At 67.7% G+C, this 25099-nt stretch carries 25 protein-coding genes and 2 tRNA genes; 9 read left to right on the top strand and 18 right to left on the bottom strand.

Features of this window, described 5'->3' with window-relative positions; all coding sequences use genetic code 11:
- Positions 1 to 391: 391 nt before the first annotated feature.
- The 6 genes from ACK4UM_RS08140 to ACK4UM_RS08115 all read right to left on the bottom strand — a co-directional run bounded on the left by ACK4UM_RS08140 (position 392) and on the right by ACK4UM_RS08115 (position 4980).
- Positions 392 to 850, bottom strand: a complete 459-nt coding sequence (locus ACK4UM_RS08140; RefSeq protein ID WP_409797628.1) for an N-acetyltransferase family protein — start codon at positions 848 to 850, stop codon at positions 392 to 394.
- A gap of 71 nt (positions 851 to 921) precedes the next feature.
- Positions 922 to 998, bottom strand: a tRNA-Asp gene (locus ACK4UM_RS08135).
- Between the two features lie 127 nt (positions 999 to 1125).
- Positions 1126 to 1201 (bottom strand) — tRNA-Val (locus tag ACK4UM_RS08130).
- A gap of 121 nt (positions 1202 to 1322) precedes the next feature.
- Complete coding sequence (locus ACK4UM_RS08125) at positions 1323 to 1598, bottom strand: HU family DNA-binding protein (RefSeq protein WP_409797626.1); 276 nt, start codon at positions 1596 to 1598, stop codon at positions 1323 to 1325.
- Positions 1599 to 1814: 216 nt separating this feature from the next.
- Positions 1815 to 4241 (bottom strand): endopeptidase La, encoded by a 2427-nt coding sequence (gene lon, locus ACK4UM_RS08120; protein WP_409797624.1) that lies wholly within the window; start codon positions 4239 to 4241, stop codon positions 1815 to 1817.
- Positions 4242 to 4530: 289 nt separating this feature from the next.
- Positions 4531 to 4980, bottom strand: a complete 450-nt coding sequence (locus ACK4UM_RS08115) for an Hsp20/alpha crystallin family protein (RefSeq protein ID WP_409797621.1) — start codon at positions 4978 to 4980, stop codon at positions 4531 to 4533.
- 153 nt (positions 4981 to 5133) lie between these two features.
- Here ACK4UM_RS08115 and ACK4UM_RS08110 point away from each other — a divergent pair, with 153 nt between their 5' ends.
- On the top strand, positions 5134 to 5604 hold the full coding sequence (locus tag ACK4UM_RS08110; protein WP_409797619.1) for a YbaK/EbsC family protein: 471 nt from the start codon (positions 5134 to 5136) through the stop codon (positions 5602 to 5604).
- Here ACK4UM_RS08110 and ACK4UM_RS08105 read toward each other — a convergent pair.
- From ACK4UM_RS08105 to ACK4UM_RS08065, 9 genes are all read right to left on the bottom strand, one after another.
- The gene (locus ACK4UM_RS08105; protein ID WP_409797618.1) at positions 5601 to 6185 is read right to left on the bottom strand and encodes a hypothetical protein; all 585 of its coding nucleotides are present in this window, start codon (positions 6183 to 6185) and stop codon (positions 5601 to 5603) included. The two genes, ACK4UM_RS08110 and ACK4UM_RS08105, sit on opposite strands and share 4 nt — an antisense overlap.
- A 9-nt stretch (positions 6186 to 6194) precedes the next feature.
- On the bottom strand, positions 6195 to 7526 hold the full coding sequence (locus ACK4UM_RS08100; RefSeq protein ID WP_409797617.1) for an AAA family ATPase: 1332 nt from the start codon (positions 7524 to 7526) through the stop codon (positions 6195 to 6197).
- A 63-nt stretch (positions 7527 to 7589) separates the two neighbouring features.
- Positions 7590 to 8534 carry a 2-hydroxyacid dehydrogenase gene (locus ACK4UM_RS08095; RefSeq protein WP_409797615.1) on the bottom strand — a complete coding sequence of 315 codons (945 nt, stop codon included), beginning with the start codon at positions 8532 to 8534 and terminating at the stop codon, positions 7590 to 7592.
- Positions 8535 to 8536: 2 nt separating this feature from the next.
- Positions 8537 to 9859: a thymidine phosphorylase gene (gene deoA / locus ACK4UM_RS08090; protein WP_409797614.1), complete on the bottom strand. Its 1323-nt coding sequence runs from the start codon at positions 9857 to 9859 to the stop codon at positions 8537 to 8539.
- A 1-nt stretch (position 9860) separates the two neighbouring features.
- Entirely contained in the window at positions 9861 to 10700 is an 840-nt protein-coding gene (deoC, locus tag ACK4UM_RS08085; protein WP_409797612.1) for a deoxyribose-phosphate aldolase, read from the bottom strand.
- Between the two features lie 9 nt (positions 10701 to 10709).
- Positions 10710 to 11537, bottom strand: a complete 828-nt coding sequence (locus ACK4UM_RS08080) for a purine-nucleoside phosphorylase (RefSeq protein ID WP_409797610.1) — start codon at positions 11535 to 11537, stop codon at positions 10710 to 10712.
- Positions 11534 to 11938 carry a cytidine deaminase gene (locus ACK4UM_RS08075; RefSeq protein ID WP_409797608.1) on the bottom strand — a complete coding sequence of 135 codons (405 nt, stop codon included), beginning with the start codon at positions 11936 to 11938 and terminating at the stop codon, positions 11534 to 11536. Before ACK4UM_RS08075 ends, ACK4UM_RS08080 begins: the two co-directional genes overlap by 4 nt.
- A gap of 19 nt (positions 11939 to 11957) precedes the next feature.
- Positions 11958 to 12857: an ABC transporter permease gene (locus tag ACK4UM_RS08070; RefSeq protein ID WP_409797606.1), complete on the bottom strand. Its 900-nt coding sequence runs from the start codon at positions 12855 to 12857 to the stop codon at positions 11958 to 11960.
- A gap of 3 nt (positions 12858 to 12860) precedes the next feature.
- Positions 12861 to 13979: an ABC transporter permease gene (locus ACK4UM_RS08065; RefSeq protein ID WP_409797604.1), complete on the bottom strand. Its 1119-nt coding sequence runs from the start codon at positions 13977 to 13979 to the stop codon at positions 12861 to 12863.
- 244 nt (positions 13980 to 14223) lie between these two features.
- Here ACK4UM_RS08065 and sfsA point away from each other — a divergent pair, with 244 nt between their 5' ends.
- The 5 genes from sfsA (at position 14224) to recG (ending at position 19510) form a co-directional block, all read left to right on the top strand.
- Positions 14224 to 14940 carry a DNA/RNA nuclease SfsA gene (gene sfsA, locus ACK4UM_RS08060; RefSeq protein ID WP_409797602.1) on the top strand — a complete coding sequence of 239 codons (717 nt, stop codon included), beginning with the start codon at positions 14224 to 14226 and terminating at the stop codon, positions 14938 to 14940.
- Positions 14941 to 14999: 59 nt separating this feature from the next.
- Entirely contained in the window at positions 15000 to 15566 is a 567-nt protein-coding gene (def, locus tag ACK4UM_RS08055) for a peptide deformylase (RefSeq protein WP_409797600.1), read from the top strand.
- A gap of 4 nt (positions 15567 to 15570) precedes the next feature.
- On the top strand, positions 15571 to 16521 hold the full coding sequence (gene fmt / locus ACK4UM_RS08050; RefSeq protein ID WP_409797598.1) for a methionyl-tRNA formyltransferase: 951 nt from the start codon (positions 15571 to 15573) through the stop codon (positions 16519 to 16521).
- A gap of 1 nt (position 16522) precedes the next feature.
- Positions 16523 to 17290 (top strand): tRNA pseudouridine(38-40) synthase TruA, encoded by a 768-nt coding sequence (gene truA, locus ACK4UM_RS08045; protein WP_409797596.1) that lies wholly within the window; start codon positions 16523 to 16525, stop codon positions 17288 to 17290.
- A gap of 99 nt (positions 17291 to 17389) precedes the next feature.
- Positions 17390 to 19510, top strand: coding sequence for an ATP-dependent DNA helicase RecG (recG, locus tag ACK4UM_RS08040; protein ID WP_409797594.1), 2121 nt, complete (start codon positions 17390 to 17392; stop codon positions 19508 to 19510).
- A gap of 777 nt (positions 19511 to 20287) precedes the next feature.
- Here recG and ACK4UM_RS08035 read toward each other — a convergent pair.
- The 3 genes from ACK4UM_RS08035 to ACK4UM_RS08025 all read right to left on the bottom strand — a co-directional run bounded on the left by ACK4UM_RS08035 (position 20288) and on the right by ACK4UM_RS08025 (position 22231).
- Positions 20288 to 20473, bottom strand: a complete 186-nt coding sequence (locus ACK4UM_RS08035; RefSeq protein WP_409797592.1) for a ribbon-helix-helix protein, CopG family — start codon at positions 20471 to 20473, stop codon at positions 20288 to 20290.
- Between the two features lie 16 nt (positions 20474 to 20489).
- The gene (locus ACK4UM_RS08030; protein WP_409797590.1) at positions 20490 to 20693 is read right to left on the bottom strand and encodes a hypothetical protein; all 204 of its coding nucleotides are present in this window, start codon (positions 20691 to 20693) and stop codon (positions 20490 to 20492) included.
- 1061 nt (positions 20694 to 21754) lie between these two features.
- On the bottom strand, positions 21755 to 22231 hold the full coding sequence (locus ACK4UM_RS08025) for an Lrp/AsnC family transcriptional regulator (protein ID WP_409797588.1): 477 nt from the start codon (positions 22229 to 22231) through the stop codon (positions 21755 to 21757).
- Positions 22232 to 22366: 135 nt separating this feature from the next.
- Here ACK4UM_RS08025 and ACK4UM_RS08020 point away from each other — a divergent pair, with 135 nt between their 5' ends.
- The 3 genes from ACK4UM_RS08020 (at position 22367) to secG (ending at position 24978) form a co-directional block, all read left to right on the top strand.
- Positions 22367 to 23803 (top strand): hypothetical protein, encoded by a 1437-nt coding sequence (locus tag ACK4UM_RS08020; RefSeq protein ID WP_409797586.1) that lies wholly within the window; start codon positions 22367 to 22369, stop codon positions 23801 to 23803.
- A gap of 20 nt (positions 23804 to 23823) precedes the next feature.
- Positions 23824 to 24447, top strand: a complete 624-nt coding sequence (locus ACK4UM_RS08015; protein WP_409797584.1) for a LysE family translocator — start codon at positions 23824 to 23826, stop codon at positions 24445 to 24447.
- 132 nt (positions 24448 to 24579) lie between these two features.
- The gene (gene secG, locus ACK4UM_RS08010) at positions 24580 to 24978 is read left to right on the top strand and encodes a preprotein translocase subunit SecG (RefSeq protein ID WP_409797582.1); all 399 of its coding nucleotides are present in this window, start codon (positions 24580 to 24582) and stop codon (positions 24976 to 24978) included.
- The last annotated feature ends 121 nt before the right edge of the window (positions 24979 to 25099 follow it).

Below are 25099 nucleotides of genomic sequence, written 5' to 3'. Positions count from 1 at the left end.
GGGGGGCGGCCCCCGTGCAGGAGGCACCGTTACGCCTCATCCTGCACGACCCCCATCCGTCTCCGGTCGGCTGACGCCGCCCGGAGCCACCTTCCCCCAAGGGGGAAGGACAAGAGCGGCCTTCGTCGACGTCGATCGCAGGCAAAGACAGCGATGTGTGCACTCCCTGGCCCTTGAAGGAGGGGTCGGCGGTGGGGGTCGTGCAGGAGGCACCGCTACGCCTCATCCTGCACGACCCCCATCCGTCTCCGGTCGGCTGACGCCGCCCGGAGCCACCTTCCCCCAAGGGGGAAGGACAATCGGGCGGCTCTCATGCAGCGCCGTGCTCGATTGCCAGCCGTACCCCCTCACCCCTGCCCCTCTCCCGTTCGGGAGAGGGGTTCTCTCGCCCTCACAGCCCGAGCTTCATGCCCTCGTGGCTCGCGACGAAGCCGAGGCGGGCGTAGAAGCGGTGGGCGTCGGTGCGGGATTTGTCGGTGGTGAGCTGGACGAGGCCGCAGCCGGCCGCGCGGGCGATGGCGATGGCGTGACGCACGAGCGCCTCCCCGATGCCGGCGCCGCGATGCTCGGCTGCGACGCGCACGCCCTCGATCTGGGCGCGCGTCATGCCGCGGCGGGAGAGGCCGGGGATCAGCGAGAGCTGCAGCATGCCGATTGCCCTCCCCTCGCGCTCGGCGACGAGGAGCCGCTCGCCGGGCGCGGCCGCGATCGCGGCGAAGGCGGCCTCGTAGGCGGGGTCGAGCGGCTCGGCCGAGCCCTCGCGGGACGCGCCGAGGGGATCGTCGGCGAGCATGCGGACGAGGTCGGGGAGATCGGCGCGCGTGGCGTCGCGCATAGTGACGGGGGGCATGGCGTCGTCCTCGCGAGCCGTCGCGCGGCCTTGTCGGACCGCTTCGTCGCTACTTTCGCTGGGGAAGACGATGGCGCGGGCGACGGGGCTCGAACCCGCGACCTCCGGCGTGACAGGCCGGCACTCTAACCGACTGAGCTACGCCCGCGCTCGGCGCCGCGTCGTCCGCGGCGGTGGTGGGGGTTTACGGCCCCACGAGACCCCTGTCAAGCGACCCGACGCGAAACCGCGCGGATTTTTCGAGAAAGCCGAAAAAGACAGGATTTTCAGCGTTCTGGTGGGCGGTGAGGGGCTCGAACCCCCGACCCTCTCGGTGTAAACGAGATGCTCTACCGGCTGAGCTAACCGCCCCGCGCCAAGGCGCGCCCACAGGCACGCTCGGACGTCTCTCACATAAAAGCCGAAGGCCGGCAGCGCAAGCGCCGCCGGCCTCCTGGTGTCTTCGTGACGCGTTCGCGTCGCCGGTTCGGGATCAGCCGTTGACGGCGTCCTTGAGGCCGGCGCCGGCCTTGAACTTCGGCGTCTTGGAGGCAGGCACCTGCACCTTCTCGCCGGTGCGCGGGTTGCGCGCCTCGCCCGCGGGGCGATCGGCGACCAGGAAGGTGCCGAACCCGACGATCTTGACCTCGTCGCCGGACTTCAGAGCGTCCTGGATCGCACCGAGCGCGGCGTCGAGAGCATCACCGGCCTGCGCCTTGCTCAGACCCGCCTTCTCGGCGATCGCGCTGACGAGCTCGCCTTTGTTCATCGCATCGTCCTCCAAAGGTTACGACGGCCGCAAAGCCTTTGTCCGCCGTCGTTTCGTGTCCGTCCGGACTAAGCGAGAAGCTTGGCTCCCGCAAGACGGAAAAAGCGAGTTTGCCTGTGGATAGGAGTTTTTCCGGCACGAAAAGGCCCCCGGAGCACGCTCCGAGGGCCGCTGTTGCATCCGTGCGACGCCAGTCGCGAACGGTTCCGGACTGGATCAGTGGGCGACGAAGCCCGCCTGGTCCTCCTCGGCGCTGGCGCGGCGCGGCGCCGGCAGGCTCGATTCGTCCCACTCGATCGCCTCGGGCATGCGCAGGAGGGCGTGCTCGAGCACCTGCTCCATGCGCGTGACCGGCACGATCTCGAGGCCGGACTTGAGGTTCTCCGGCACGTCGGCCAGGTCCTTCACGTTCTCCTCGGGGATCAGCACCTTCTTGAGGCCGCCGCGGAGCGCCGCGAGCAGCTTCTCCTTGAGGCCGCCGATCGGCAGCACCCGCCCGCGCAGGGTGACCTCGCCGGTCATGGCGATGTCCTTGCGGACGGGGATGCCCGTCATGATCGACACGATCGCCGTCGCCATCGCGATGCCGGCCGAGGGGCCGTCCTTCGGGGTGGCGCCCTCCGGCACGTGGACGTGGATGTCCTTGCGGTCGAAGAGCGGCGGCTCGAGGCCGAAATCGACCGCCCGCGAGCGCACGTAGGACGCCGCCGCCGAGATCGATTCCTTCATCACGTCGCGCAGGTTGCCGGTGACCGTCATCTTGCCCTTGCCGGGCATCATGACGCCTTCGATCGTGAGCAGCTCGCCGCCGACCTCGGTCCAGGCGAGGCCGGTGACGACGCCCACCATGTCCTCGGCCTCCGCCTCGCCGAAGCGGTACTTCGGCGCGCCGAGATAATCCTGCAGCTTGCGCTCGTCGACGACGACCTTCTCCACCTTCTCGAGCAGGATCTCCTTGACCGCCTTGCGGGCGAGGTTGGAGATCTCGCGCTCGAGATTGCGCACGCCCGCCTCCCGCGTGTAGCGGCGGATGAGGAGCATGAGCGCGTCGGCGTCGATCGCCCATTCCTCGGACTTGAGGCCGTGCTTGGCGATCGCGTTCGGGATCAGGTGGCGACGCGCGATCTCGGCCTTCTCGTCCTCGGTATAGCCCGCGATGCGGATCGTCTCCATGCGGTCGAGCAGCGGCGCGGGGATGTTGAGCGTGTTCGCCGTCGTCACGAACATCACGTTCGAGAGGTCGTAGTCCACCTCGAGGTAATGGTCGTTGAAGGTCGAGTTCTGCTCGGGATCCAGCACCTCGAGGAGCGCCGCGGACGGATCGCCGCGGAAGTCCTGGCCCATCTTGTCGATCTCGTCGAGCAGGATGAGCGGGTTCGAGGTCTTGGCCTTGCGCATCGACTGGATGATCTTGCCGGGCATCGAGCCGATATAGGTGCGCCGGTGCCCGCGGATCTCCGCCTCGTCACGGACGCCGCCGAGCGACATGCGCACGAACTCGCGACCCGTGGCGCGGGCGATCGACTTGCCGAGCGAGGTCTTGCCGACGCCGGGCGGGCCGACGAGGCAGAGGATCGGACCCGTGAGCTTGTTGGCACGGCTCTGCACGGCGAGATACTCGACGATGCGCTCCTTGACCTTGTCGAGGCCGAAATGATCGGCGTCGAGAATGCCCTGCGCGGCGGCGAGATCCTTCTTGACCTTGGAGCGCTTGTTCCACGGGATCGAGAGCATCCAGTCGAGATAATTGCGCACGACGGTCGCCTCGGCCGACATCGGCGACATCTGGCGCAGCTTGCGGACCTCGGCGGTGGCCTTGTCGCGGGCCTCCTTGGAGAGCTTCGTCTTCTCGATCTTCTGCTCGATCTCGGCGATCTCGTCCCGGCCCTCTTCGTCGCCGAGCTCCTTCTGGATCGCCTTCATCTGCTCGTTGAGGTAGTACTCGCGCTGCGTCTTCTCCATCTGCCGCTTGACGCGGGTGCGGATGCGCTTCTCGACCTGCAGGACGGAGATCTCGCTCTCCATCATGCCGAGCACCTTCTCGAGCCGCTCGGCGACGGTCGGCGTCTCCAGGATGTCCTGCTTGTCGGCGATCTTGACCGCGAGATGCGAGGCGACCGTGTCGGCGAGCTTCGCCGGGTCCTCGATCTGCGTGACCGCCGCCACGATCTCCGGCGAGACCTTCTTGTTGAGCTTCACGTAGTTCTCGAACTCGGCCACGACCGAGCGGGCGAGCGCCTGCGCCTCGATCTTGTCGCCGAGCTGGTCTTCGAGGACGGTCGCGGTCGCCTCGTAATAATCCTGCGTGCGCAGGAAGGTGCCGATCTGCGCGCGCCCGGCGCCCTCGACCAGCACCTTCACGGTGCCGTCGGGCAGCTTCAGGAGCTGGAGCACGTTGGCGACGGTGCCCACCGCGTAGATGGCCTCCGCCTCCGGATCGTCGTCGGCCGCGTTCTTCTGCGTCGCGAGCAGGATGTGGCGATCGGTGCGCACCACCTCTTCGAGGGCGCGAATCGACTTCTCCCGGCCGACGAAGAGCGGCACGATCATGTGCGGGAAGACGACGATATCGCGCAGGGGGAGCACCGGATAGGTGCCCTCCGTCCCCGGAACGACGGGCTGACGCGTCTTGGACTGGGTCATGCGATGAAATCCTCGGGCTTAGGCGCTCGGACGAGCCTCTTGCAAGAAGCAGGCCGTGACGAGCAGGAGAGCACCGCGCTCCCGCTTCGAGAAGCGGCGTTGCGGGACGCGAGGGGCGTCACCTCGGCAGGAGCGTGCGCGCCCCCCGCGCAAGAGGTAAGGTGGCGCGTTCGGTAGCCGGTTTCAAGCGCGAGGACGCGATCTCGCCGCCCCGTCGACAGGCGTCTCGCGGGGCGCCCGCCCGACGACGCGACGAAGGTCGCAGCGGCCGTGTCGCGGTCGCCGATCGTCAGCCTTCCGCGATGTGGATCGTCTTCGGCGCCGCCTTCGCCTCTTCGGGCTTGGGCACGCGGATCTTCAGGACGCCGTCCTTGAACTTCGCCTCGACGCGGTCGGGCTCGGCCTCGAAGGGCAGCGGGACGGTGCGCACGAAGCTGCCGTAGCTGCGCTCGAGCAGGTAGGCGCCCTCGTCCTTGCGCTCCTCTTCGCGCTTCTTCTCGCCGCGGATCACGAGGCCCGAGCGGGTGAGCTCGATCGACACGTCGTCGCGCGACACGCCCGGCAGCTCGGCGGAGATCTCGACGGCGTCCGCCGCCTCGGTCACGTCGAGGGCGGGAAAGCGCGCCTCGCCGATCGCGACCGGGATGCCGAAGCGACCGAACATCCGGTTCATCTCGTTCTGGAGGCTCTCGAAGGGGTCGCGATCCTCCCGGCGGATCACGGGAAACAGGCTGCGCATGGTGCACCTCCTCGAATGCGGTTGCGCGCGCGCCGAGCGAGACGGCGGCGGGCCCGGAGGATAGGCTCGCCCCCGCCCGCCGCATTGCGAATCGTCAACGCGGCCGTGGCGTCCCCTCGCCTGCGACCGAGAACCGGTGGAGCACAGGACCCGATGAGCCTCGACAGCGTGCGCGCCTTCTTCGCACGGGAAGCCCCCGACATCGCCGTGATCGTCACCCCCGAGCCGAGCGCGACCGTCGCCCAGGCGGCCGCGGCGCACGGCGTCGCCCCCGCGCAGATCGCCAAGACGCTCGCTCTCGCCTTCGGAGAGCGCGTGGTGCTGATCGTCGCGCGCGGCGATGCGCGGCTCGACAATCGCAAGCTGAAGGACGCGTTCGGCGCGAAAGGCAAGATGCTGCCCCCCGACGAGGTCGCCGCGCTGACCGGCCACCCCGTCGGCGGCGTCTGCCCCTTCGGCCTCGCGCGCCCGTTGGACATCTATTGCGACGTCAGCTTGCGCGCCTTCGACGAGGTCATCCCCGCCGCCGGCGCCATCGACGCGGCCGTGCGGATTGCGCCGGAGCGGATGGCGGAATTGACGGGGGCGGTGTGGGTGGACGTGTGTCGGGAGGGGGAGGGTTAGAGGGTGTGGGCGGCGTTGCCGGCTTGGTCGCGCTGGATGATGGTGACTGGGACGGGGCCGAGATCGAGGATGGTCATTCGGTTGTCGAGGAGCTCGGCGAGGAGGCGCTCGCGTTTGGTGGGCGGCTTGCCCAATTGTCCCTTGAACCCGATCAGCGAAGGGTTGCCGGCCGGGGAAATCTTCTCGGTTTGAAGCGCCAGATAGATACACACGTGCGTCGCGGATGGGAGGCCGAGGACGCCGATCAGCGCGTATACGTTCTGAACCATGCCTTCGATCTGAAGCAGGATCGACTCGAGATCACCGACGCTGACGGTCTTCTTCATTTCGAAGACGTGGATCGTCGTTCCGCGGGGGCAGATCGTAAGCAGAGCCGCATCGGCGCAGCTCTTCCCCTTCAGCCAAGCGATCTGCCCTTTCTTCTCGCGACCGATCAGCAGAAGCGCATCGGTTTGCAGGGCGACGCTCAGCGTCCCCGCCCCTGCGGCCGCCTTTTCGCTGATCTGGGCCTGCCCATTGCACAGGGTTATGTAGTCAGGGTTGAGACGCGAGGCACGATTCGAGTGGAATACTGCGAGCATCGCGGGGCCTCACGACTTGTCGAATTCGTAGAGCTCTTTCGCCAGATCGGCGAGCGTCTCGTTCAGCGACGGCACGACGAAGCCCTCTTCTTCCTTCGTCAGCTCTCTCGCGACGGTACGCCCGCTCCCGTCGTCGACGAACTCGTAAGCGCGCGCCTTTTCCGGATCGAGGGTCTCGTTCGCCTCGTAGCCGAACTTCGCCATCAGCTCGTCGCGGCGCTTGTGCCCGTGCAGATGCATGAGGAGGTTGATCTGTTGCACGAAGGTGTCGCTGTGCGTCGTGATGACGACGGGAATGCCGAGATTGACGATCTTGACGAGCGCACGCGCCATCTCCCGCTGGGCGGAGAGGTGGAGGTGGGCTTCGGGTTCTTCGATGATAAATGCCGACATCTTAAAGTGCGACCGCAACAAGATTAAGAACGGCGCGAGTTCCGCGACCATCGATGAACTCAAAAATAAAGGGAGCTCCCGGTCCGTATTCCTCGGCTTGTAGGCTACCCCTCCCAATCCATCTATTTTTGAGCGAACACGTCCGGCCAAAACCGAACTCTCTAGATGTTCGGCGATTTCACGGGATTCCGATCGCTTGTCTTCTTCCGCCATTACCATCATTTGAAGAAATTGTACCGCTGGAAGCGTAAATCGTATATTCTGGGGATTGTGAAGCGGGCGCATATTGTCTACAAGCGACGACATCAAAGATTTCAAAGACATCAGAATGCCGGTTCTCGCCGCAGGTAGGTAGATCGGCCTAAAGAGCATTGGCCAGCCCGCAAGACCAAGAGCCTTATGAACAACGAAATCACTAATCATCTGCGCGAAGTGAGACTCTTCCCCTGATTCTATTCCAGATCCCAATGAAAACGAAAGTTTGTCGCCCTGGAGGAACGGGGCGCCGTCGAAGGATATGTAGGAATCGCCATATTCCGATGAAGATATGCCAATCTGCTTAAAGGCCATTCTTTTGATCTTCACCACTATCTTTTTTGCGACTAATTGATCGTCTGAAAATATCTCTGCAATGAACGCAGGATCCTCAATAATTCGATTGAGAGAACCGGAGATGTGTTCGGAATCAGACTGAGAAACTGCATGATGCACAGACCCACGACTTGTCCGGACCTTCTGCAAATCAGCTAAAATCCATTCGAGCGCCTGGGTGCGCCGCGCCGCGGCTCGTGCTGATGAAGGGATATTCATCAACCCCCACAACAGCGAAGCCATATAGCTCTTCCCGCTGTTGTTCTTTCCCACGAGCACGATCAGCGGCGCCTGCTCGATGCGGGCGTGGGCGATGCGGCCGAAACCTTCGACTTCGAGAGACCAGAGCGGGTCCACCTCGTCACTCCCACATCTGCGGCCGCCCGCCACCGCGAGCCCGGCGCGATTGCGGCACCCTACTCAATACCCCACCGCCGGGTCCACCACGTTCGCCAACTCCCCCCGCTCCTCGTAAGCCCGGATCTGCTCCGCGATCAGCCTGCCGATCGCATCCGGGTGGCTCATGGCCGCGTTGTGGGGGGTGACGATGACGCGCGGGTGGGTCCAGAGCGGGCTGTCGGGGGGGAGCGGCTCGGTCTCGAAGACGTCGAGGCTCGCCGCCTTCAAGGTGCCGTCCTCGAGCGCGGCGAGGATGTCGGCCTCGACCTGGAGGCCGCCGCGGCCGGCATTGATCAGGACGGGGCCGCCGAGCGGGCCGTCCTTCGCGAGCCCCGCGAGCAGCGTGCGGTCGATGAGGCCGCGCGTGTCCGGCGTCAGCGGCAGGAGCGACACCAGGATGTCGGTGCGCGCGAGGAAGGCGAACAGGGCCTCCGCGCCGGCATAGGTCTCGAGCCCGGCGATCTCCTTACGCCGCCGCGACCAGCCCGCGACGCGAAAGCCCATCGTGGACAGCTTGCGCGCGGCGTCCTCGCCGAGCACGCCAAGCCCCATCACGCCGACGCGGACGTCCCCCGCCGCCGGCTGGAAGCGGTCGTCCTCCCAGACGCGCGCGGCCTGCTGGCCGAGATAGCGCGGCAATTGGCGCAGATGCGCGAGCGCGTGCAGGACGACGTACTCGCTCATGCGGTTCGTCAGGTCCGGATCGACCACGCGTGCGACCGGAACGTCCGGCAGGCGCGGGTCGGACATGATGTGGTCGACGCCAGCACCCAGCGAGAAGATCGCGGCGAGGTTCGGCAGGCCGGCGAGGGCGCCGGGCGGGTGCTTCCAGGTGACGACGTAATGCACGTCGCGCCGGTCGAAGGGCTCGCCGAGCGCGACCACCTTGCGGTCCGGCAAGAGCTTCGACAGGCGCGCCACCCAATCGTCCACCTCCCAACCGGAGATCGCGACGAGCACGGTCATGGTCACCCCTCCAGGCGATCGTGGATCACGGGCCGGGGCGCGGGTGCCGCCTCCCCGATCCGGTAGGCGGCGCGCAGGGCCGCCGCGGCCGCGTCCGCGCCCGCCTCGTCGCGGGCATGGACGATGGCGAGCGGGCGCTCGGCATCGACGCGCGCGCCGATGCCGGCGAGGTCGACGAGGCCGACCGAATGGTCGATCGCGTCCTCCGCCCGGGTGCGCCCGCCGCCGAGCGCGACGACCGCCACGCCGACGTCGCGCGTCGCGATCCCCGTCACCACGCCCGCCCCCTCCGCATGGACGGCGCGGACGACGCCCGCGCGGGGCAGATGGTCGGCTGCGCGCTCCAGGATGTCGGCGGGACCGCCGAGCGCCGCGACCATGCGCGCGAAGCATTCCGCCGCCCGCCCCGACGCGATCGCCTCCTCGGCCATCACGGCACCGGCCTCGCGCGTGTCGGCGAGGCGCCCGAGCACCAGCATCTCCGCGGCGAGCGCGATCGTCACCGCGTGGAAGCGCTCCTCGCGGCGCGCGCCCGTGAGATAATCGATCGAATAGGCGACCTCGACGGCGTTGCCGGCGGCGCTCGCGAGGGGCTCGTCCATGTCGGTGACGAGCGCGTTCGTCGGCAGGCCCGCCCCGTTCGCGACGAGGACGAGGCTCTCGGCGAGCGCGCGCGCGTCCTCCGCCCGGCTCATGAAGGCGCCGGAGCCCACCTTGACGTCCATCGCGAGGCCCTGGAGCCCGGCGGCGAGCTTCTTCGAGAGGATCGAGGCGGTGATCAGGTCGAGCGATTCGACCGTGCCGGTCACGTCGCGGATCGCGTAGAGGCGCTTGTCGGCGGGCGCGAGATCGGCGGTCTGGCCGATGATGGCGCAGCCGGTCTCGCGCGTGACCTTACGGAAGGTGTCGATGTCCGGCTGGGTCGTGTAGCCGGGGATCGAATCGAGCTTGTCGAGCGTCCCGCCGGTGTGCCCGAGGCCGCGCCCGGAGATCATCGGCACGTAGCCGCCGCAGGCCGCGACCAGCGGTCCGAGCGCGAGCGAGACGCAATCGCCGACGCCACCGGTCGAATGCTTGTCGAGCACGGGGCCGGGCAGGTCCCAGGTCAGGACCGCGCCCGAGCGCATCATCGCGCGGGTGAGCGCGACGCGCTCCTCGACCGCGAGGCCCCGGAAGAAGATCGCCATCGCGAAGGCGGCCGCCTGGCCCTCGCCGACCCGGCCCGCGGTGAGGCCCTCGATCATCGCCTCGATCTCGGCATCGGCGAGGCGCCCGCCGTCGCGTTTCTTGCGGATGATCTCCTGGGGAAGGATCGGCGTCGTCATCTCAATAGCTCCCGCCTTCGGGGGATTGCGGGGCGGACGCGGCGCGGGAGGGCGCGGACGCCGCCTCGCCGGCGATCGCCGCGACGAGGGCGGCGTGCAGCCCGCTCGCGCCGATGCGGAACGTGTCGGGCGTCGGCCAATCGGCGCCCATCACCTCCTCGGCGAGCGCGAGATAGGTGCGCGCGTCCTCGAGCGTGCGGATGCCGCCGGAGGGCTTCAGTCCGACGGGGCGCGTGCTCTCGCGGATCGCATCGAGCATGAGACGGGCGGCCTGCGGCGTCGCCGAGACCGGGATCTTGCCCGTCGAGGTCTTGATGAAATCGGCGCCGGCCTCGATCGCGAGCCGGCTCGCGCGGGCGATCGCCGCGTCCGAGCCGAGCGCGCCGGTCTCGAGGATCACCTTGAGACGCGCCTCGCCGTCGAGCCGCTCGCGCACCGCCTCGATCATGGCGCGCGCGGCGGCCTCGTCTCCGGCGAGGCAGGCGGCGTAGGGCATCACGAGATCGATCTCGTCGGCGCCGTCGCGCACCGCCTCCGCCGCCGCCTCGACCACGCGCTCCACGTTCTCGGCGCCCGAGGGGAAATTGACGACGGTCGCGACCTTGACGGGGAAGCCCGAGAGCCTGCGCGCGGCGATCTTCACGAAGGCCGGCCAGATGCAAACGGCCGCGACCGGCGGCACGCCCTCGCCGCCCAGAGCCTTCATGCAGAGCGCCTCCACCGCGCTCTCGGTGCAGGTCTCGTCGAGATTGGTGAGGTCGAGATGCGCCACGAGCCGGCGGGCGAGCTCGGCCTCGGGCTCGGTGCGGGCGGGGACGTCACGGTTTCCGGAATCGGTCATGGGCAGACCCTAATCGAGTTTCGCGACGAAGGCGCGTACCAGGCGCTGCAGATCGGCGCTGGCATGCGCGCCGACCTCCTTCGTCTCGGCATGGCTCGGATTGGCGCCCTCGATGCCGGCGGCGAGGTTCGTCACCGTCGAGATGCCGGCGACGGCGAGCCCGTGATAACGCGCGAGGATCACCTCGGGTACCGTCGACATGCCCACGAGATCGGCGCCGACCGCCTGCGCGAGCCGGATCTCGGCCGGCGTCTCGAAGGAGGGGCCCGAGCACCACATGTAGACGCCCTCGCCGAAGGGCACGCCGATCTCTTCCGCCGCGGCGGCGAGGCGGGCGCGCAGGGCTTCGTCGTAGGCGTCGGTCATCGGCACGAAGCGGCGCTCGTCGGCCTCCCCCACGAGCGGGTTCGGGCAGAAGAGGGCGATGTGGTCGGCGATCGCGACGAGGCGGCCGGGGCGGATCTCGGCGCGCGTGGAGCCCGCGGCGTTGGTGAGGAGGAGCGGCGGCGCGCCCAATCCCGCGATGGCGCCGATCGCGACGCGCATCACCGCCGGGTCGCCGTGCTCGTAGAAATGCGCCCTCCCCTGCAGCGCGAGCACGCGCTTGCCCTCGAGCGATCCCGCGACGAGCCGCCCGGCATGGCCGGAGACGCCGCTTCTCGGGAAATGCGGGATCTCGGAGAAGCGGATCGCGACCGCGTCCTCGAGCGCGTCCGCGAGCGGGCCGAGCCCGGTGCCGAGCACGATCGCGAGCGCGAAGGGCCCCTCGATGCCCCCGGCGCGGATGGCGTCGAGCGCGTGGGCGATGCGGGTCGGATAATCGGGGCTGTCGGTCATCGCGGGGTTCCGCCGTCGAGATTGTCGGGGCCGAAGGAGGCGGGCAGGAGCTCGTCGAGGGTGAAGGTGCGGCGCACGCCCTCGGGGCCGGCGATGTGGATCGCGACGCCGGGCGCGGCGAATTCGCGAATGCGCTGCCGACAGCCGCCGCAGGGCGTGCAGAGCACCGCCCCCTGCCCGATCACCAGCATCTCGGCAATGCGCGTGCCGCCCTCGCAGATCATCCGCGAGATCGCCCCCGCCTCCGCGCAGGCGCCCACCGGATAGGCGGCGTTCTCGACGTTGCAGCCGGCATGCACGCGCCCCGCCTCGTCGCGGATCGCGGCGCCGACGGGGAAGCGCGAATAGGGCGCGTAGGCGCGGGCCATCGCGGCCGATGCCGCCTCGAAGAGCTCGTCCAATGCGACCCGTCCTTGCACCTCATCGCTCCTTCACGTAGGGCACGCCCGCCGCGCGCGGGGGGATGGCGCGGCCGACGAAGCCCGCGAGGATGACGACCGTCATCACGTAGGGCAGCGCCTGGATCGCCTGGACCGGCACCTCGCCGACGCCCGGAATCACGGCGCCCTGCAGACGGATGCCGAGCGCCTCGAGGAAGCCGAACAGGAGGCAGGCGCCGAGCGCGGGCCAGGCCCGCCACTTGGCGAAGATCAGCGCGGCGAGCGCGATGAAGCCCTTGCCCGCCGTCATTCCCGGCAGGAAGCCCGCCGAGAGCGCGGTCCCGATGAAGGCGCCGCCGATGCCGCAGAACACGCCCGCGATCATCACCGCCACGTAGCGCAGCCCCGTGACCGAGATGCCCGCGGTGTCGACCGCCGCCGGCTTCTCGCCGACCGCGCGCAGCCGCAGGCCGAAGCGGGTCTTGGCGAGCACGAACCAGGTCAGCGGCACGAGGAGGAGCGCGAGATAGACGAGCACGGAATGGCCGAACAGGATCGGCGTGAAGCGCGCATCCCCCTCGAGCGCGGGCGTGCGCCCGCCCTGCCCGTACCAGGCGTTTCCGAGCACCGCCGTGAGGCCCGCGGCCAGCATGTTGATGGCCACGCCCGAGACGATCTGATTGCCCCGCTGCGAGATCGCGGCGAAGCCGTGGATCAGCGCGAACAGGGTCGAGGCGCCGATGCCGGCGATGAGGCCCACATAAGCGTTGCCGGTCGAGAAGCTCGCGGTGGCGGCCGCGAAGGCCGCGATCAGGAGCTTGCCTTCGAGGCCGATGTCCACGACGCCCGAGCGCTCCGACCAGAGCCCCGCGAGGCAGGCGCAGAGCAGCGGGATCGAGAGCCGCAGGGAGGAATCGAGGAGTGGAAGGAGGCCTTCCATGGCTCAGGCCTCCTTCGTCTGCGGCGCGCCGACCCGCGCGCCGAGGAGGAAGCCCGCCCGCACGATGCGCTTGAACAGCCCGTCGAGCGCCCCCGCGAACAGGATCAGGACGCCGCCGATCACCACGATCATGTCGCGCGTGATCGCCGGCACCTCGAACGCGAGCTCGGCGCCGCCCTGATAGAGCATGCCGAACAGGAGCGAGGCGAGGATGATGCCGACGGGATGCCCGCGCCCCATCAGCGCGACCGCGATGCCGACGAAGCCGTAGCCGGAGGTGAATTCGAGGATGAGCCGATTGTGGAAGCCCATCAGCTCGTTCACCGCGAGCCCGGCGGCGAGCGCGCCCGAGATCGCCATCGCGACCACCGTGACCCGCTGCGGCGAGATGCCGGCATAGACCGCGGCCGTCGGGTTCGCCCCCACCGTCCGGATCGCGTAGCCGAGCCGCGAGCGGAAGATCAGGAGCCAGACGAGGAAGGCCGAGATCAGCGCGATGAAGAGCGAGGCGTTGAGCTGCGAGCGCGGCAGCGAGAGGCCGAACAGCGCGCCGATCTCGTGCATCGACGGCAGCCAGGCCTCGCGCGGGAAGAGCACCGTCTCCGGGCTCATCGAGCCCGGCGGGCGCAGGTGGTTGACGAGGAGATAGACCGACAGGATCGCCGCGAGCCAGTTGAACATGATCGTCGTGATGACGATGTGGCTGCCGCGATAGGCCTGCAGATAGCCCGGCACCACCGCCCAGAGCGCCCCGAAGGCGGCCGCGGCGAGAACGCCGATCGGGATCACGAGAAAGCCCGGCAGCGGCAGGAACAGGACCGCGAGGGCGAGCCCGATCCCGCCGAGCATCGCCTGCCCCTCGCCGCCGATGTTGAAGAGCCCGGCATGGAAGGCCACCGCCACCGCGAGCCCGGTGAAGATGAAGTTCGTCGCGTAGAACAGCGTGAAGCCGAGGCTCTCGCCCGTCCCGAGGCTGCCGAAGATCAGGACCCGCGTGACGGTGAGCGGATCCTCGCCGATGAACAGGACGACGATCCCCGCGACGAGGAAGGCCGCCGCGACGCTCACCGCGGGCACGAGCGCGACGTCCGCCCAGCGCGGCAGGCTGACGGGCGCGCTCACGGGATGGCCCCCGTCGCCCCGACGCTCGCGCGAGCGTCCCCAGACCACGCCTGCATGCCCCACCTCCGAATGCCGAGGCCGCGCCCTCGGGGGGCGGCTCCTGTCGTCTGCGTGCAAGTCAAGCAGGCTTTCGGGTCGTCTCGCAAGCGGGCGATCGCGCGATGCGACGTTTGGGCGTGGAAATCGCGCTCGGTCTTGATCGGCGCGCTGTCCACCGGGGGGCGTCGTCCCCTAGAATCCGTCCATGCGATTCCCCTCTCCCCTCGTCGAGGCGCGGCTCCTGCGCCGCTACAAGCGCTTCCTCGCCGACGTCGCCTTCGCCGACGGCCGCGAGGAGACCGTCCACGTGGCCAATCCCGGCGCCATGCTCGGGCTCGACGCGCCGGGCGCGCGGGTGCTCCTGTCGCGCTCGGACAACCCCAAGCGCAAGCTGCCGCTCTCCTGGGAGGCGGTGGAGGCGGCGCCGATCGCCGGGGTGCCGCAATGGGTCGGCGTCAACACCGCCAATCCCAACCGCCTCGTCGCCGAGGCGCTCGCGGCGGGCACGCTCGCGCCCTTCGCCGAGTATGGCCGCGTCCGGCCGGAGGTCGCCTATGGCCGGGCGAGCCGGGTCGACTTCCTGCTCGAGGGCGACGGCCTGCCGCCGCTTTATCTCGAGGTGAAGAACTGCCATCTGATGCGCCGGGAGGGGCTCGCCGAGTTCCCCGATTGCAAGGCCGCGCGCTCCGCCCGTCATCTCGACGAGCTCTCCGCGATGGTCGCGGCCGGCGCCCGCGCGGCGCTCGTCACCATCGTCCAGATGCGCGCCGAGCGCTTCCGTCCCGCCGCCGACATCGACCCGGCTTACGCCGCCGCCGTCGCCCGCGCCCGCGCGGCGGGCGTCGCCCTCCACGCCTTCGTCTGCCGGGTCTCGCCCGAGGAGATCGTCATCGACCACGAGATCCCCTTCGAAGCCGGGTGAAAGCCCACCGGCCTTGCGGCGTTGACCGCGCCCGCGCGCGCGCTTATCTCGGCAGAGCAATGGAAAAGGCCCGCCCCGTGAGACCGATCGTCAAGCTGCCCGACCCCCGCCTGCGCCTCGTCTCCGAGCCCGTCTCCGCGACCGACGCGGACACGCGCGCGCTCGTCGAGGAGATGTTCGAGGCGATGTACGCCGCCCGCGGCATCGGGCTCGCGGCGATCCAGATCGGGGTGGCGAAGCGCGTCGTCGTCTGCGATCTCGGCCGCGAGGTCGAGGGCGCCGATCTCGACGACGAGGAGCGCGAGCGCGAGCCCGATCCGATGGTGCTGATCAACCCGGAAATCCTCTGGTCGAGCGAGGACAAGCGCGTCTACGAGGAGGGCTGCCTGTCGATCCCCGATTATACCGAGGAGGTCGAGCGCCCCGCCCGCATCCGCGTGCGCTTCCAGGATCTCTCCGGCGCGGTGCACGAGCGCGAGGCCGAGGGGCTGCTCGCGACCTGCATCCAGCACGAGATCGACCATTGCGACGGCCGGCTCTTCATCGATCACCTCTCGCGGCTCAAGCGCGAGCGGGTGATGCGCAAGTTCGCCAAGGCGGCGCGCCGCGAAAACGAGACCGCGTGACGCGATGAGCCTGCGCGTCGTCTTCATGGGCACCCCCGATTTCGCGGTGCCGACCCTCGCGGAGATCGTCGGCCAGGGACACGAGGTCGTCGCCTGCTACACGCGCGCCCCCGCCCCCGCCGGCCGCGGCATGGCCGAGCGCCCCTCCCCCGTCCACAAGCTCGCCGACGGCTTCGGCATTCCGGTGCTGACGCCCAAGAGCCTCCGCACGCAGGACGCCGCCGAGATCTTCCGCTCGCACGGGGCCGACGTCGCCGTCGTCGTCGCCTACGGCATGATCCTGCCCCAAGCGATCCTCGACGCGCCCGAGCTCGGCTGTCTCAACCTCCACGCCTCCCTCCTGCCGCGCTGGCGCGGCGCGGCGCCGATCCAGCGCGCGATCATGGCGGGCGATCGCGAGACGGGCGTCGCCGTGATGAAGATGGAGGCGGGGCTCGACACCGGCCCCGTCGCCATGGTCGAGCGGGTCGCGATCTCCCCCGACATGAATGCCGGCCAGCTCCACGACGCCCTGATGGGGCTCGGCGCCGATCTCATGGTGCGCGCGCTCGCCGCCCTCTCGCGCGGGGCGCTGACCTTCACGCCGCAGCCCGAGGAGGGCGTCACCTACGCCGCCAAGATCAATGCGGGCGATGCCGAGCTCGGCTGGAGCCTGCCGGCGCGGCGCGCGCACGACCAGGTCCGCGGCCTCGCCCCCTTCCCCGGCGCCTTCTTCCGCCTCGATGCCGGGCGCGGCCCCGAGCGGGTGAAGGTCCTCGAGACGCGCGTCGTCGAGGATGCGGAATCCGGCGGCGCGCTCCCCGGCACGCTCCTCGACGGCGAGGGCACCGTCGCGTGCGGGCAGGGCGCGCTGCGCCTCGTCACGGTCCAGCGCGCCGGCAAGGCGGCGATGAGCGCGGGCGAGTGGCTGCGCGGCGCGCGGATCGCGCCGGGCACGCGCCTCGTCGCCGATTGACATGCCCCGCTACAAGCTCGTCGTCGAATATGACGGCACGCCCTATTCCGGCTGGCAGCGCCAGGCGAACGGCCGCTCGGTCCAGCAGGTGCTCGAGGAGGCGATCGAGGCCTTCTGCGGCCATCCCGTGCGGCTCCATTGCGCCGGGCGCACCGATGCGGGCGTGCACGCGACCCACCAGGTCGCCCATGTCGACCTCGACCGCCCCTTCCGGCTCGACACGATTCGCGACGCCGCCAACGCCCACATGCGCGACGATCTGATCGCGGTGGTGCGCGCGCAGGCGGTGAGCGAGACCTTCAACGCGCGCCTCTCGGCCGTGCGCCGGCATTATCGCTACCGCATCCTCAACCGCGGCGCGCCCGCGACCCTCGACCGGACCCGCGTCTGGCACGTGCGCCAGAGGATCGACGTCGCGCTGATGCAGGAGGCCGCCGATCAGCTCCTCGGCCATCACGACTTCACCACCTTCCGCGCGAGCCAATGCCAGGGTCGCACGCCGATGAAGACGCTCGAGCGGCTCGCGGTCTCGGCCCATGGCGAGGAGGTGCATGTCGAGGCCGCCTCGCGCTCCTTCCTCCACAACCAGGTGCGCTCGATGGTCGGCACGATCCTGCTCGCCGGCATCGGCCGCTGGAGCGTCGCGGAGGTCCGCGCCGCGCTCGAGGCCCGCGACCGCACCCGCTGCGGCGCGCTCGCGCCCCCGCACGGGCTCTATTTCGTCGGCGTCGACTATGCGCCGGGCGCGGAAGACCCACGCGAGGGTTGAACGGCCCTCCCCCGCGCGATCGTGCGGGCGCGCCTCGCGCTTGCCTCGCCGCGCGCGCCGGTCCATCGTCGCGCCACGTTCCGTTCGCGAAGTATCCCAATGTCGCTGCGCCCCTCGATCCTCGATCCGCTGTTCGCCCCGGCGAGCACGCTGCCGGGCGTGGGGCCGAAGGTGGCGGCCAATGTCGATCGGCTCGTCGGGCCGCCGGGGGAGCCGGCGCGCGTCGTCGATCTCCTCTTCCACGTCCCCGTCGGCGGCGTCTCGCGCGCGCTCGCGGGGCGGATCGTGGACGCGCCCGTCGGCGAGACCGTGACCCTCCTCGTCACCGTCGTCCACCACCAGCCCGCCGCCCTCAACCGCTCGAAGGCGCCCTATCGGGTCGTGGTGGAGGACGACACCGGCGACGTCGCCCTCGTCTTCTTCGGCCTGCCGCGCGCGCGCATCGAGCGGCTCCTGCCGATCGGCGCGCGCAAGGTCGTCTCGGGCAAGCTCGAGGTCTGGGACGGGCGCCGGCAGATGGTGCATCCCGATCGCGTCATCGACGAAAGCGAGCTCGGCAAGCTGCCTGCGGTCGAGCCCGTCTACGGGCAGACCGAGGGGCTCACCTCGCGCATGATCCACCGCCTCGCGAGTGCCGCCCTCGAGCGCGTGCCCGAGATGCCCGAATGGCTCGATGCGGCGCACCGCGCCCGCGAGCGCTTCCCCGCCTTCCGCGAGGCCTTGCGCGCGCTCCACGAGCCCCCGGACGCCGCCGCCCTCTCCGAGGAGGGCTTTGCGAAGAACCCCGCCCGGCGCCGCCTCGCCTACGACGAGGCCCTGTCCTCGCAGCTCGCGCTCGCCCTCGTGCGCGCCAAGATGCGCCGCAAGCCCGGGCGCGCGAATGCCGGCGACGGGGCGCTCGCGCGGAAGGTCGAGGCGTCGCTGCCTTTCGCGCTCACGGGCGCGCAGACGCGGGCGATCGCCGAGATCCGCGCCGATCTCGTCGCGCCGACCCGCATGCTGCGCCTCCTCCAGGGCGATGTCGGCTCGGGCAAGACCGCGGTCGCGCTCCTCGCCATGGCGAGCGCGATCGAGGCCGGGCGGCAGGCGGCCTTGATGGCGCCGACCGAGATCCTCGCCCGCCAGCATTACGAGCGGCTGCGGCCTCTGGCGGAGGCGAACGGCCTCTCGATCGGCCTCCTCACCGGCCGCGAGAAGGGGCTCGAGCGCCGCGCGATCCTCGCCGCGCTCGCCGAGGGCGCGACCTCGATTCTCGTCGGCACCCACGCGCTCTTCCAGGACGACGTCGTCTTCCACGATCTCGGGCTCGCCATCGTCGACGAGCAGCACCGCTTCGGCGTCCACCAGCGCCTCGCGCTCGGCGCCAAGGGCGAGGCGGTGGACTTCCTCGTGATGACCGCGACCCCGATCCCGCGCACGCTCGCGCTCACCTTCTTCGGCGACATGGACGTCTCGGTCCTCGACGAGAAGCCGCCCGGCCGCCAGCCGATCGCGACCCGCCTCGTCTCGACCGAGCGCATCGGCGAGGTCGTCGCCGGGATCGGGCGGGCGATGGCGGGGGGCGCGCGGGTCTATTGGATCTGCCCGCTCGTCGAGGAGAGCGAGGTCATCGACCTCGCCGCGGCGGAAGAGCGCGCGGAGGATCTCGCGAAGCATTTCGGCGCGAAGGTCGGGCTCGTCCATGGGCGCATGGCGGGCCGCGACAAGGACGCCGCGATGGCCGCCTTCCAGGCCGGAGAGACGACGCTGCTGGTCTCCACCACCGTCGTCGAGGTCGGCGTCGACGTGCCGGAGGCCACCATCATGGTGATCGAGCACGCCGAGCGCTTCGGCCTCGCCCAGCTCCACCAGCTGCGCGGCCGCGTCGGCCGCGGCACCGGCGCCTCCACCTGCCTCCTCCTCTACAAGGGGCCCTTGGGCGAGACCGCCCGCGCGCGCCTTGAGATCATGCGCGAGACGGAGGACGGTTTTCGCATCGCGGAGGAGGATTTGAGGCTGCGCGGCGAGGGCGAGGTTCTGGGGACGCGCCAATCGGGGCTTCCGGGGTTCAAGCTGCTGCGGCCGGAGATCGACGGGGATCTGCTGGCGACGGCGCGCGACGACGCGCGGCTGGTGGTCTTGCGCGATCCGGATTTGCGCGGGGAGCGGGGGGAGGCGCTGCGGGTGCTGTTGTATTTGTTCTCGCGGGATGCGGCGGTGCGGACGCTGGGGGCGGGGTGAGGGTCGGTGCCCGCCAAAGGCGGAAGGGTGTCATTCCCCGGCCAAAGCACGCAAAGCGTGCGCAGGAGAAGGGGACCCAGCATGTTAATCGCGCCGCAGACGCTCGGAATCCAGCCGACGAGGCGGATCGTCGCCGCCGCAAGCGCTTGCTGCGCAGCCGGATTCTATGCTCGGTCCCCATTTATTTCTTGCACACCTCAAGCGCTCCGTCTTCAGCGCAACCTAATAACGTATTCTATTGACTTGAAGGTCAAACGGCCATCGCGCTCGGGCACGAGGCTGAGATCGACAAATCTCGGGCTACAAACTTGCTCAACCGACGTTGCATTATCGGGTATGGCGGCACCACCACTAGAGACAAACCTTATCGATCTAGCCTGCTCACCATAGATCAGTAGCTCCGTTGATCCTGTTGTGAAGAATTCTACGATTTCGCTACCGCCTTCATAGGTCATAAAGCGACCATCTTCACCCCTAAACCTGCACATGTACTTCGCATCTATAATTGCAGGCCGCAATCCAAAGTTTGCGAAAACGACGTCACGAACCTCAAAGCCACCTTGAGGGATGCTAGAACCCGTTGGCTGCGCACGTATTATAGGCTCGTTACAGCAGAGAACCTTTCTGATTTCGGGCAAGTTCACGTAGGCAAATGTAGCCAGCGTCGTTGTCGATACCAGTATAGCGAGTATAGCCGCGATTAGCGCTACCATTGCCCAGCCCCCCTCGTTCCATCCCAAATGCTACCAAGAATAATTGCATTTTACAACTCGGACATCACCCCAAATGCCCCCGCTCCCGCAGCCATTCCGTCACGATCCGCCGGATCATCTCCGAACGGCTCGGCGTGTCGGTCTGAGCCTTGGCGGCGCGCTCGATCGCTTCCGTGACCTCGGGGGGAGAGCGGAAGGAGAGGTGGGGGTCGGTGCCGGTGGCGGGGCGGCCGCGCTTTTTCGGTGTCACGGGAATCGAACTTGCTTTACTCGTGTGTGCGATCTCTCTCCGCGAGCCATTCCTGCAACGCCCGCCTTATCATCTCCGGCCGCCCCGGCTTCGGGTCGGGCTCCTTGGCGATGGCGTCGTCGAGCTGGCGCAAGAGGTCGGAGCGCAGGCGCACGCCGATGAGGGTGCCGATCTCGGTCGGGGCGGGGCCGCGCTTTTTTCTGTTATCAGGGTTTGACACGTCGGATAAACTCTGTTAACAGAGAAATGGCGAGGGCGACAGGATAGCCTTTCACGCACGCCCACGACCACCCCCATCGGAGACGGACATGGCCGAGACGACGGATACCACATCCGCGTGCGATCGCGCGCGCGTGGAGGAGCTCGTGCGCGCGCTTCTCCACGGGCGATCGGCGGCGCAGGCCGAGCGGCTCGTGCGCGGCGCGCAGGCTCTGGCATCGGTTCTCTTCGACGAGGAGCCGCCGCTGCGCGCCCCCCCTCCCCTCGCCCGCGACCTCCTCGATCTCGAGGACGCGCTCAACGCGGCCTCGCGCCTCGCCGAGGGGCTCGCGCTCGCGATCGAGGGGCTCGGCGAGGGGTCGGAGCGGGATGCGCTCGGGCGGATCGGGGAGATCGTGTTGCGCGAGCTGGGAGCGGTGCGCGGGGAGCTGCGGCGGATCAGTGGCACCCATCCCTCCCCGGAGGGGAGGGTGGACCTTCGAGCGGAGCGAGAAGGGCCGGGCGGGGCCCGGGTGGAGAATATCTTGCATGCGTCGGGCCCCACCCGACCCCTTCGCTGCGCTCAGGGGCCACCCTCCCCTACGGGGAGGGATGTGCTCCGCGCGAGAACCCCTCTCCCGGAAGGGAGAGGGGCAGGGGTGAGGGAATACGGCGTCAGGACTGGCCAATGGGCAGCGGCGCGACGTCCGCGGCAAGACCGCCAGCCGTACCCCCTCACCCCCGGCCCCTCTCCCATCCGGGAAAGGGGAGACGCGCACCCATCCCTCCCCGGAGGGGAGGGTGGACCTTCGAGCGGAGCGAGAAGGGCCGGGCGGGGCCCGGGTGGAGAATATCTTGCATGCGTCGGGCCCCACCCGACCCCTTCGCTGCGCTCAGGGGCCACCCTCCCCTACGGGGAGGGATGTGCTCCGCGCGAGAACCCCTCTCCCGGGAGGGAGAGGGGCAGGGGTGAGGGAATACGGCGTCAGGACTGGCTGCTGGGCAGCGGCGCGACGTCCGCGGCAAGACCGCCAGCCGTACCCCCCGAACCTTTGATACCCGCATCCGATCCGGAAGCGCGGCTCAGCAGCCCTCCGAGGGAACCAACGGCGACAACACTCGATTCCGGCGCTTCTCGAAAACGATCGCCGTCTCGATCTGCTCGACGCCTTCTCGGCTCGTGAACTCGTCGAGAGCCAAATCGCGCAGGTGCGCCACATCGCGAACGACGACGTGGGCCACGATATCGTAGCGCCCGGAGATCAGGAACAGCGCTCGCACCTCGTTGATCTGCGCGACCTCTGACATGAATCTCTCCACGACCTGCCGATCGTGTTTGGTCAAGGTCACGAGGAATAGTGCCTCGAGCCCGACGCCGTAGGCCGCCGGATGCGGCTCGATGCCACCGGGGCCGATGATGCCGGCTCCTTCGAGGCGCTTGATTCGCTCGTGCACCGTCGAGCCCGCTAGCTCGACTGCTGCAGCGATCACCTTGTTAGGTGTCCTCCCATCCTCCTGCAGAATGCGCAGAATCTCGAAATCCTTTCGGTCCAGGCGCATTGATCCCCGCTCCTCATCGACAATCATTCGCGTGCATCAGCGCAGCAATTCAGCTGTAATGCAATCTTGTGTGGGGATCCAGCTTCACCGCGCGTGTGGAATAGCGATCACGTTAGACAACGAACGGAGCTCTTCATGTTGATGACGTTGATTAATCATCCCACCCCCTCGTTCAGCCTCATTCCTCATGGCGCTCCACAAGAGCGGATCATTCTCGGCAACGTGTATCGCAACACGATGCCAGTGAGCTTGGCCCGAGTGGCTGCAATCATCGAAAGTACGACAGACCATCATGTTCAAATCGTTGATCTGAGAGCACAAGATTCAGAATATGAGTTCGAATACAAGACTGTTGATCTCGGCGACCGATATGTACTGATCAAGCGTGTCGGCGCCCCCTTCGAATTTGCCCGGCAGGCGATTGAGAACTCGGACCTTGTCGGTTTTTCCAACCACTTCACTTACGAATCTGGAATTGTCCGCGATCTGATATCTTACTGCCGCGAGGTGAAGCCGGAAATCAAGATAATAGTTGGGGGAGCAGATGCAAAAGTGCGCCCACAATTTTACATCGGGTGCGGTGCCAATCTTGTCTTCCGCGGCGATGTGAACCCCTCTGAGTTTTCAAACAACGATTGGACGACGCCAAGAGTCGTCAATGAGCATCGTCATAGCTTTGAAGATATCGCGAAACCGGCCTTCAATAAACTAGAGCCTCTGGACCGGTACATTAACAGTCATGATGGCCCGGTTCCGAAAGGTGTTAGCACTCCAGTGGGCTTCATCTACTTCACACGCGGATGCCCTCGAGAGTGCGATTTTTGTGAAAGCAGGCGCACGAAGTTCGAGTCGATGAACTTCGAACTTGCACTGTCAATGATTGATCACTACGAGAGGCATGGGATCAAGACACTGAACTTTTCAGATGATAACCTGCTATTACTAAAACGTGATTACATCGAGAAATTGTTTTCAATATTGTACGAACGCGGATTCGCTTGGGAATTTCCGAACGGACTTGAAATCGGACGCTTCGCTAAAGGCGACGAAATCGACTACGGGATGATACGCGCCCTTTTCCAAAGCAACTATGATGAACGCAAAGGCACCCACGTTGGTGCCTACAGACTCTTTGTTCCACTAGAGAGCTTCGAGCATAGAGACAAATACAAGAAACTTAAGTCACAAGAAATTACAAATAGGATCATCAATGCTATTCTAGGACAGGGCCTGAGAGAGATCAACTTCGGCGTCGTACTTGGACCTGACGCTACCGAGGATAGCTTCATCTCTATAGAGAAGGGGTACAAGGAGATAAAGGCTATTGTCGGAAGATATCACACAAAAGCTCGATACTCGATTTTCCACTTAATTCCTATTGCTTTTTTTCGTGGCATGAAAACAAACTTCCACGTCGATGAGTTTCCTGAAGGGTGGAATTTCTATTTTCCGATCTATGACGGTCACAGTCTAACAGCGATGCAACTATTCGATAGACGGTTGGCTGCGGTGAGATCGATCGACCCTGCCGTGACCTTCGGCATGAAGACCGGCACTTACTCCTACGCGTGATCTAGAACGAGGGTTCTCAAATGCAGCCGGAATTCTTTGTCTTCTTAGTTCTCGTCATCAGCCTGATCGTTGTTCCTGGACCGGATATGCTTTACGTCGTCGGACGATCGCTCGTGCACGGCAGGTCGGGCGCACTATATGCATCAGCGGGTATCGCAGCGGGTTACTTGCTGTTCACGGGCCTTGTCGCGGTCGGCGTTGGAGTTCTCTTCGCGCTCGATGAGACCGTTTTCCGCGTCGTTCAGATTTGCGGCCTCGCCTATTTGACTTATCTAGCGTGGCGGCTGTTCCGGGCGGACGGGATGATGCCGGAGGGAGCGCCCAACTCGACCGCGTCGAAAAGCGGCGATTTCCTTTTCGGCGTGGCGACAAGCGCACTTAACCCGAAGGGAATTCTCTTCTACTTTTCGATCTTGCCGCAATTCATCGTTCCGGCCGGGGGCGCGCTGTGGCGGCAGGCGTTGATACTCGGCTCCACGACGAGCTTCCTGTGCCTCGTGATCTACTGCGCCGCCGGCCTGTCTGCGCATGCCGGGAGTAAACGATGGGTGACTAGCGCCAGCCGCAGGCGCACGGTCGCCCGCCTGGCTGGTGTGATGTTGATCCTCGCTATAGCGATGATCGCAGGTGCGCGCTTTCATTGACCCCTTGCCCGCCCCCCTCCCCGCCCCCACATCCGTCGCTTCGGCTTTTCGCCTTGGAATAGCCGCGGGGCTCGTGCTAGAGCTCTGGCCAACGTGGAACGCGAGCGGCGCGGGCCGCTCTGGGCTTTTGTGATGCAGACCATCCTGATCATCATCCATCTGGTCATCGTGCTCGCGCTCGTCGGCGTGGTGCTCCTGCAGCGCTCGGAGGGCGGCGGGCTCGGCATGGGGGGCGGGTCGTCGGCGGCCGGCGGCTTCATGACCGGTCGCGGCCAGGCGAGCGCGCTGACGCGCACGACGGCGATCCTCGCCGCTCTGTTCTTCGCGACGAGCCTCGGGCTCGCGATCATGGCGGGCTCGGCGCGGGCGCCGACCTCCGTGTTCGACACGATGCCGCTCTCCTCGCCGCCGGTGCAGCCGGGCGCCGATCCGGTGGCGCCGCCGACCGGGCCGGGCGTGCTCGAGCAGCTCCAGCAGATGCAGGGCCCGGCGCAGAACAACGGCGCTCCCCAGGTCCCGCAATCGCGCTGAGCGACGGGCCGCATCGAGACGTCTCGAAGGGCCGGGAGACCGGCCCTTCTCGCTTGCGTGCGCAGGCGAGCCCCTCATCCTGTGGAACGACACGCCCGAACGCGATTCCCTCTTGCGAATC

The organism is Salinarimonas sp., assembly GCF_046292825.1.
Classification (GTDB): domain Bacteria; phylum Pseudomonadota; class Alphaproteobacteria; order Rhizobiales; family Beijerinckiaceae; genus Salinarimonas.
This window is presented reverse-complemented; position numbering and strand designations above follow the sequence as displayed.

Coding starts and splice junctions, on each gene's coding strand:
- ACK4UM_RS08110 (WP_409797619.1), top strand. CDS start 5,134: ATGAGCCTCGACAGCGTGCGCGCCTTCTTCGCACGGGAAGCCCCCGAC.
- ACK4UM_RS08115 (WP_409797621.1), bottom strand. CDS start 4,980: ATGCGCAGCCTGTTTCCCGTGATCCGCCGGGAGGATCGCGACCCCTTC.
- ACK4UM_RS08125 (WP_409797626.1), bottom strand. CDS start 1,598: ATGAACAAAGGCGAGCTCGTCAGCGCGATCGCCGAGAAGGCGGGTCTG.
- secG (WP_409797582.1), top strand. CDS start 24,580: ATGCAGACCATCCTGATCATCATCCATCTGGTCATCGTGCTCGCGCTC.
- ACK4UM_RS08105 (WP_409797618.1), bottom strand. CDS start 6,185: ATGCTCGCAGTATTCCACTCGAATCGTGCCTCGCGTCTCAACCCTGAC.
- ACK4UM_RS08015 (WP_409797584.1), top strand. CDS start 23,824: ATGCAGCCGGAATTCTTTGTCTTCTTAGTTCTCGTCATCAGCCTGATC.
- ACK4UM_RS08095 (WP_409797615.1), bottom strand. CDS start 8,534: ATGACCGTGCTCGTCGCGATCTCCGGTTGGGAGGTGGACGATTGGGTG.
- recG (WP_409797594.1), top strand. CDS start 17,390: ATGTCGCTGCGCCCCTCGATCCTCGATCCGCTGTTCGCCCCGGCGAGC.
- ACK4UM_RS08070 (WP_409797606.1), bottom strand. CDS start 12,857: ATGGAAGGCCTCCTTCCACTCCTCGATTCCTCCCTGCGGCTCTCGATC.
- ACK4UM_RS08020 (WP_409797586.1), top strand. CDS start 22,367: ATGTTGATGACGTTGATTAATCATCCCACCCCCTCGTTCAGCCTCATT.
- deoA (WP_409797614.1), bottom strand. CDS start 9,859: ATGACGACGCCGATCCTTCCCCAGGAGATCATCCGCAAGAAACGCGAC.
- def (WP_409797600.1), top strand. CDS start 15,000: ATGGAAAAGGCCCGCCCCGTGAGACCGATCGTCAAGCTGCCCGACCCC.
- ACK4UM_RS08025 (WP_409797588.1), bottom strand. CDS start 22,231: ATGCGCCTGGACCGAAAGGATTTCGAGATTCTGCGCATTCTGCAGGAG.
- sfsA (WP_409797602.1), top strand. CDS start 14,224: ATGCGATTCCCCTCTCCCCTCGTCGAGGCGCGGCTCCTGCGCCGCTAC.
- truA (WP_409797596.1), top strand. CDS start 16,523: ATGCCCCGCTACAAGCTCGTCGTCGAATATGACGGCACGCCCTATTCC.
- ACK4UM_RS08140 (WP_409797628.1), bottom strand. CDS start 850: ATGCCCCCCGTCACTATGCGCGACGCCACGCGCGCCGATCTCCCCGAC.
- ACK4UM_RS08080 (WP_409797610.1), bottom strand. CDS start 11,537: ATGACCGACAGCCCCGATTATCCGACCCGCATCGCCCACGCGCTCGAC.
- deoC (WP_409797612.1), bottom strand. CDS start 10,700: ATGACCGATTCCGGAAACCGTGACGTCCCCGCCCGCACCGAGCCCGAG.
- lon (WP_409797624.1), bottom strand. CDS start 4,241: ATGACCCAGTCCAAGACGCGTCAGCCCGTCGTTCCGGGGACGGAGGGC.
- fmt (WP_409797598.1), top strand. CDS start 15,571: ATGAGCCTGCGCGTCGTCTTCATGGGCACCCCCGATTTCGCGGTGCCG.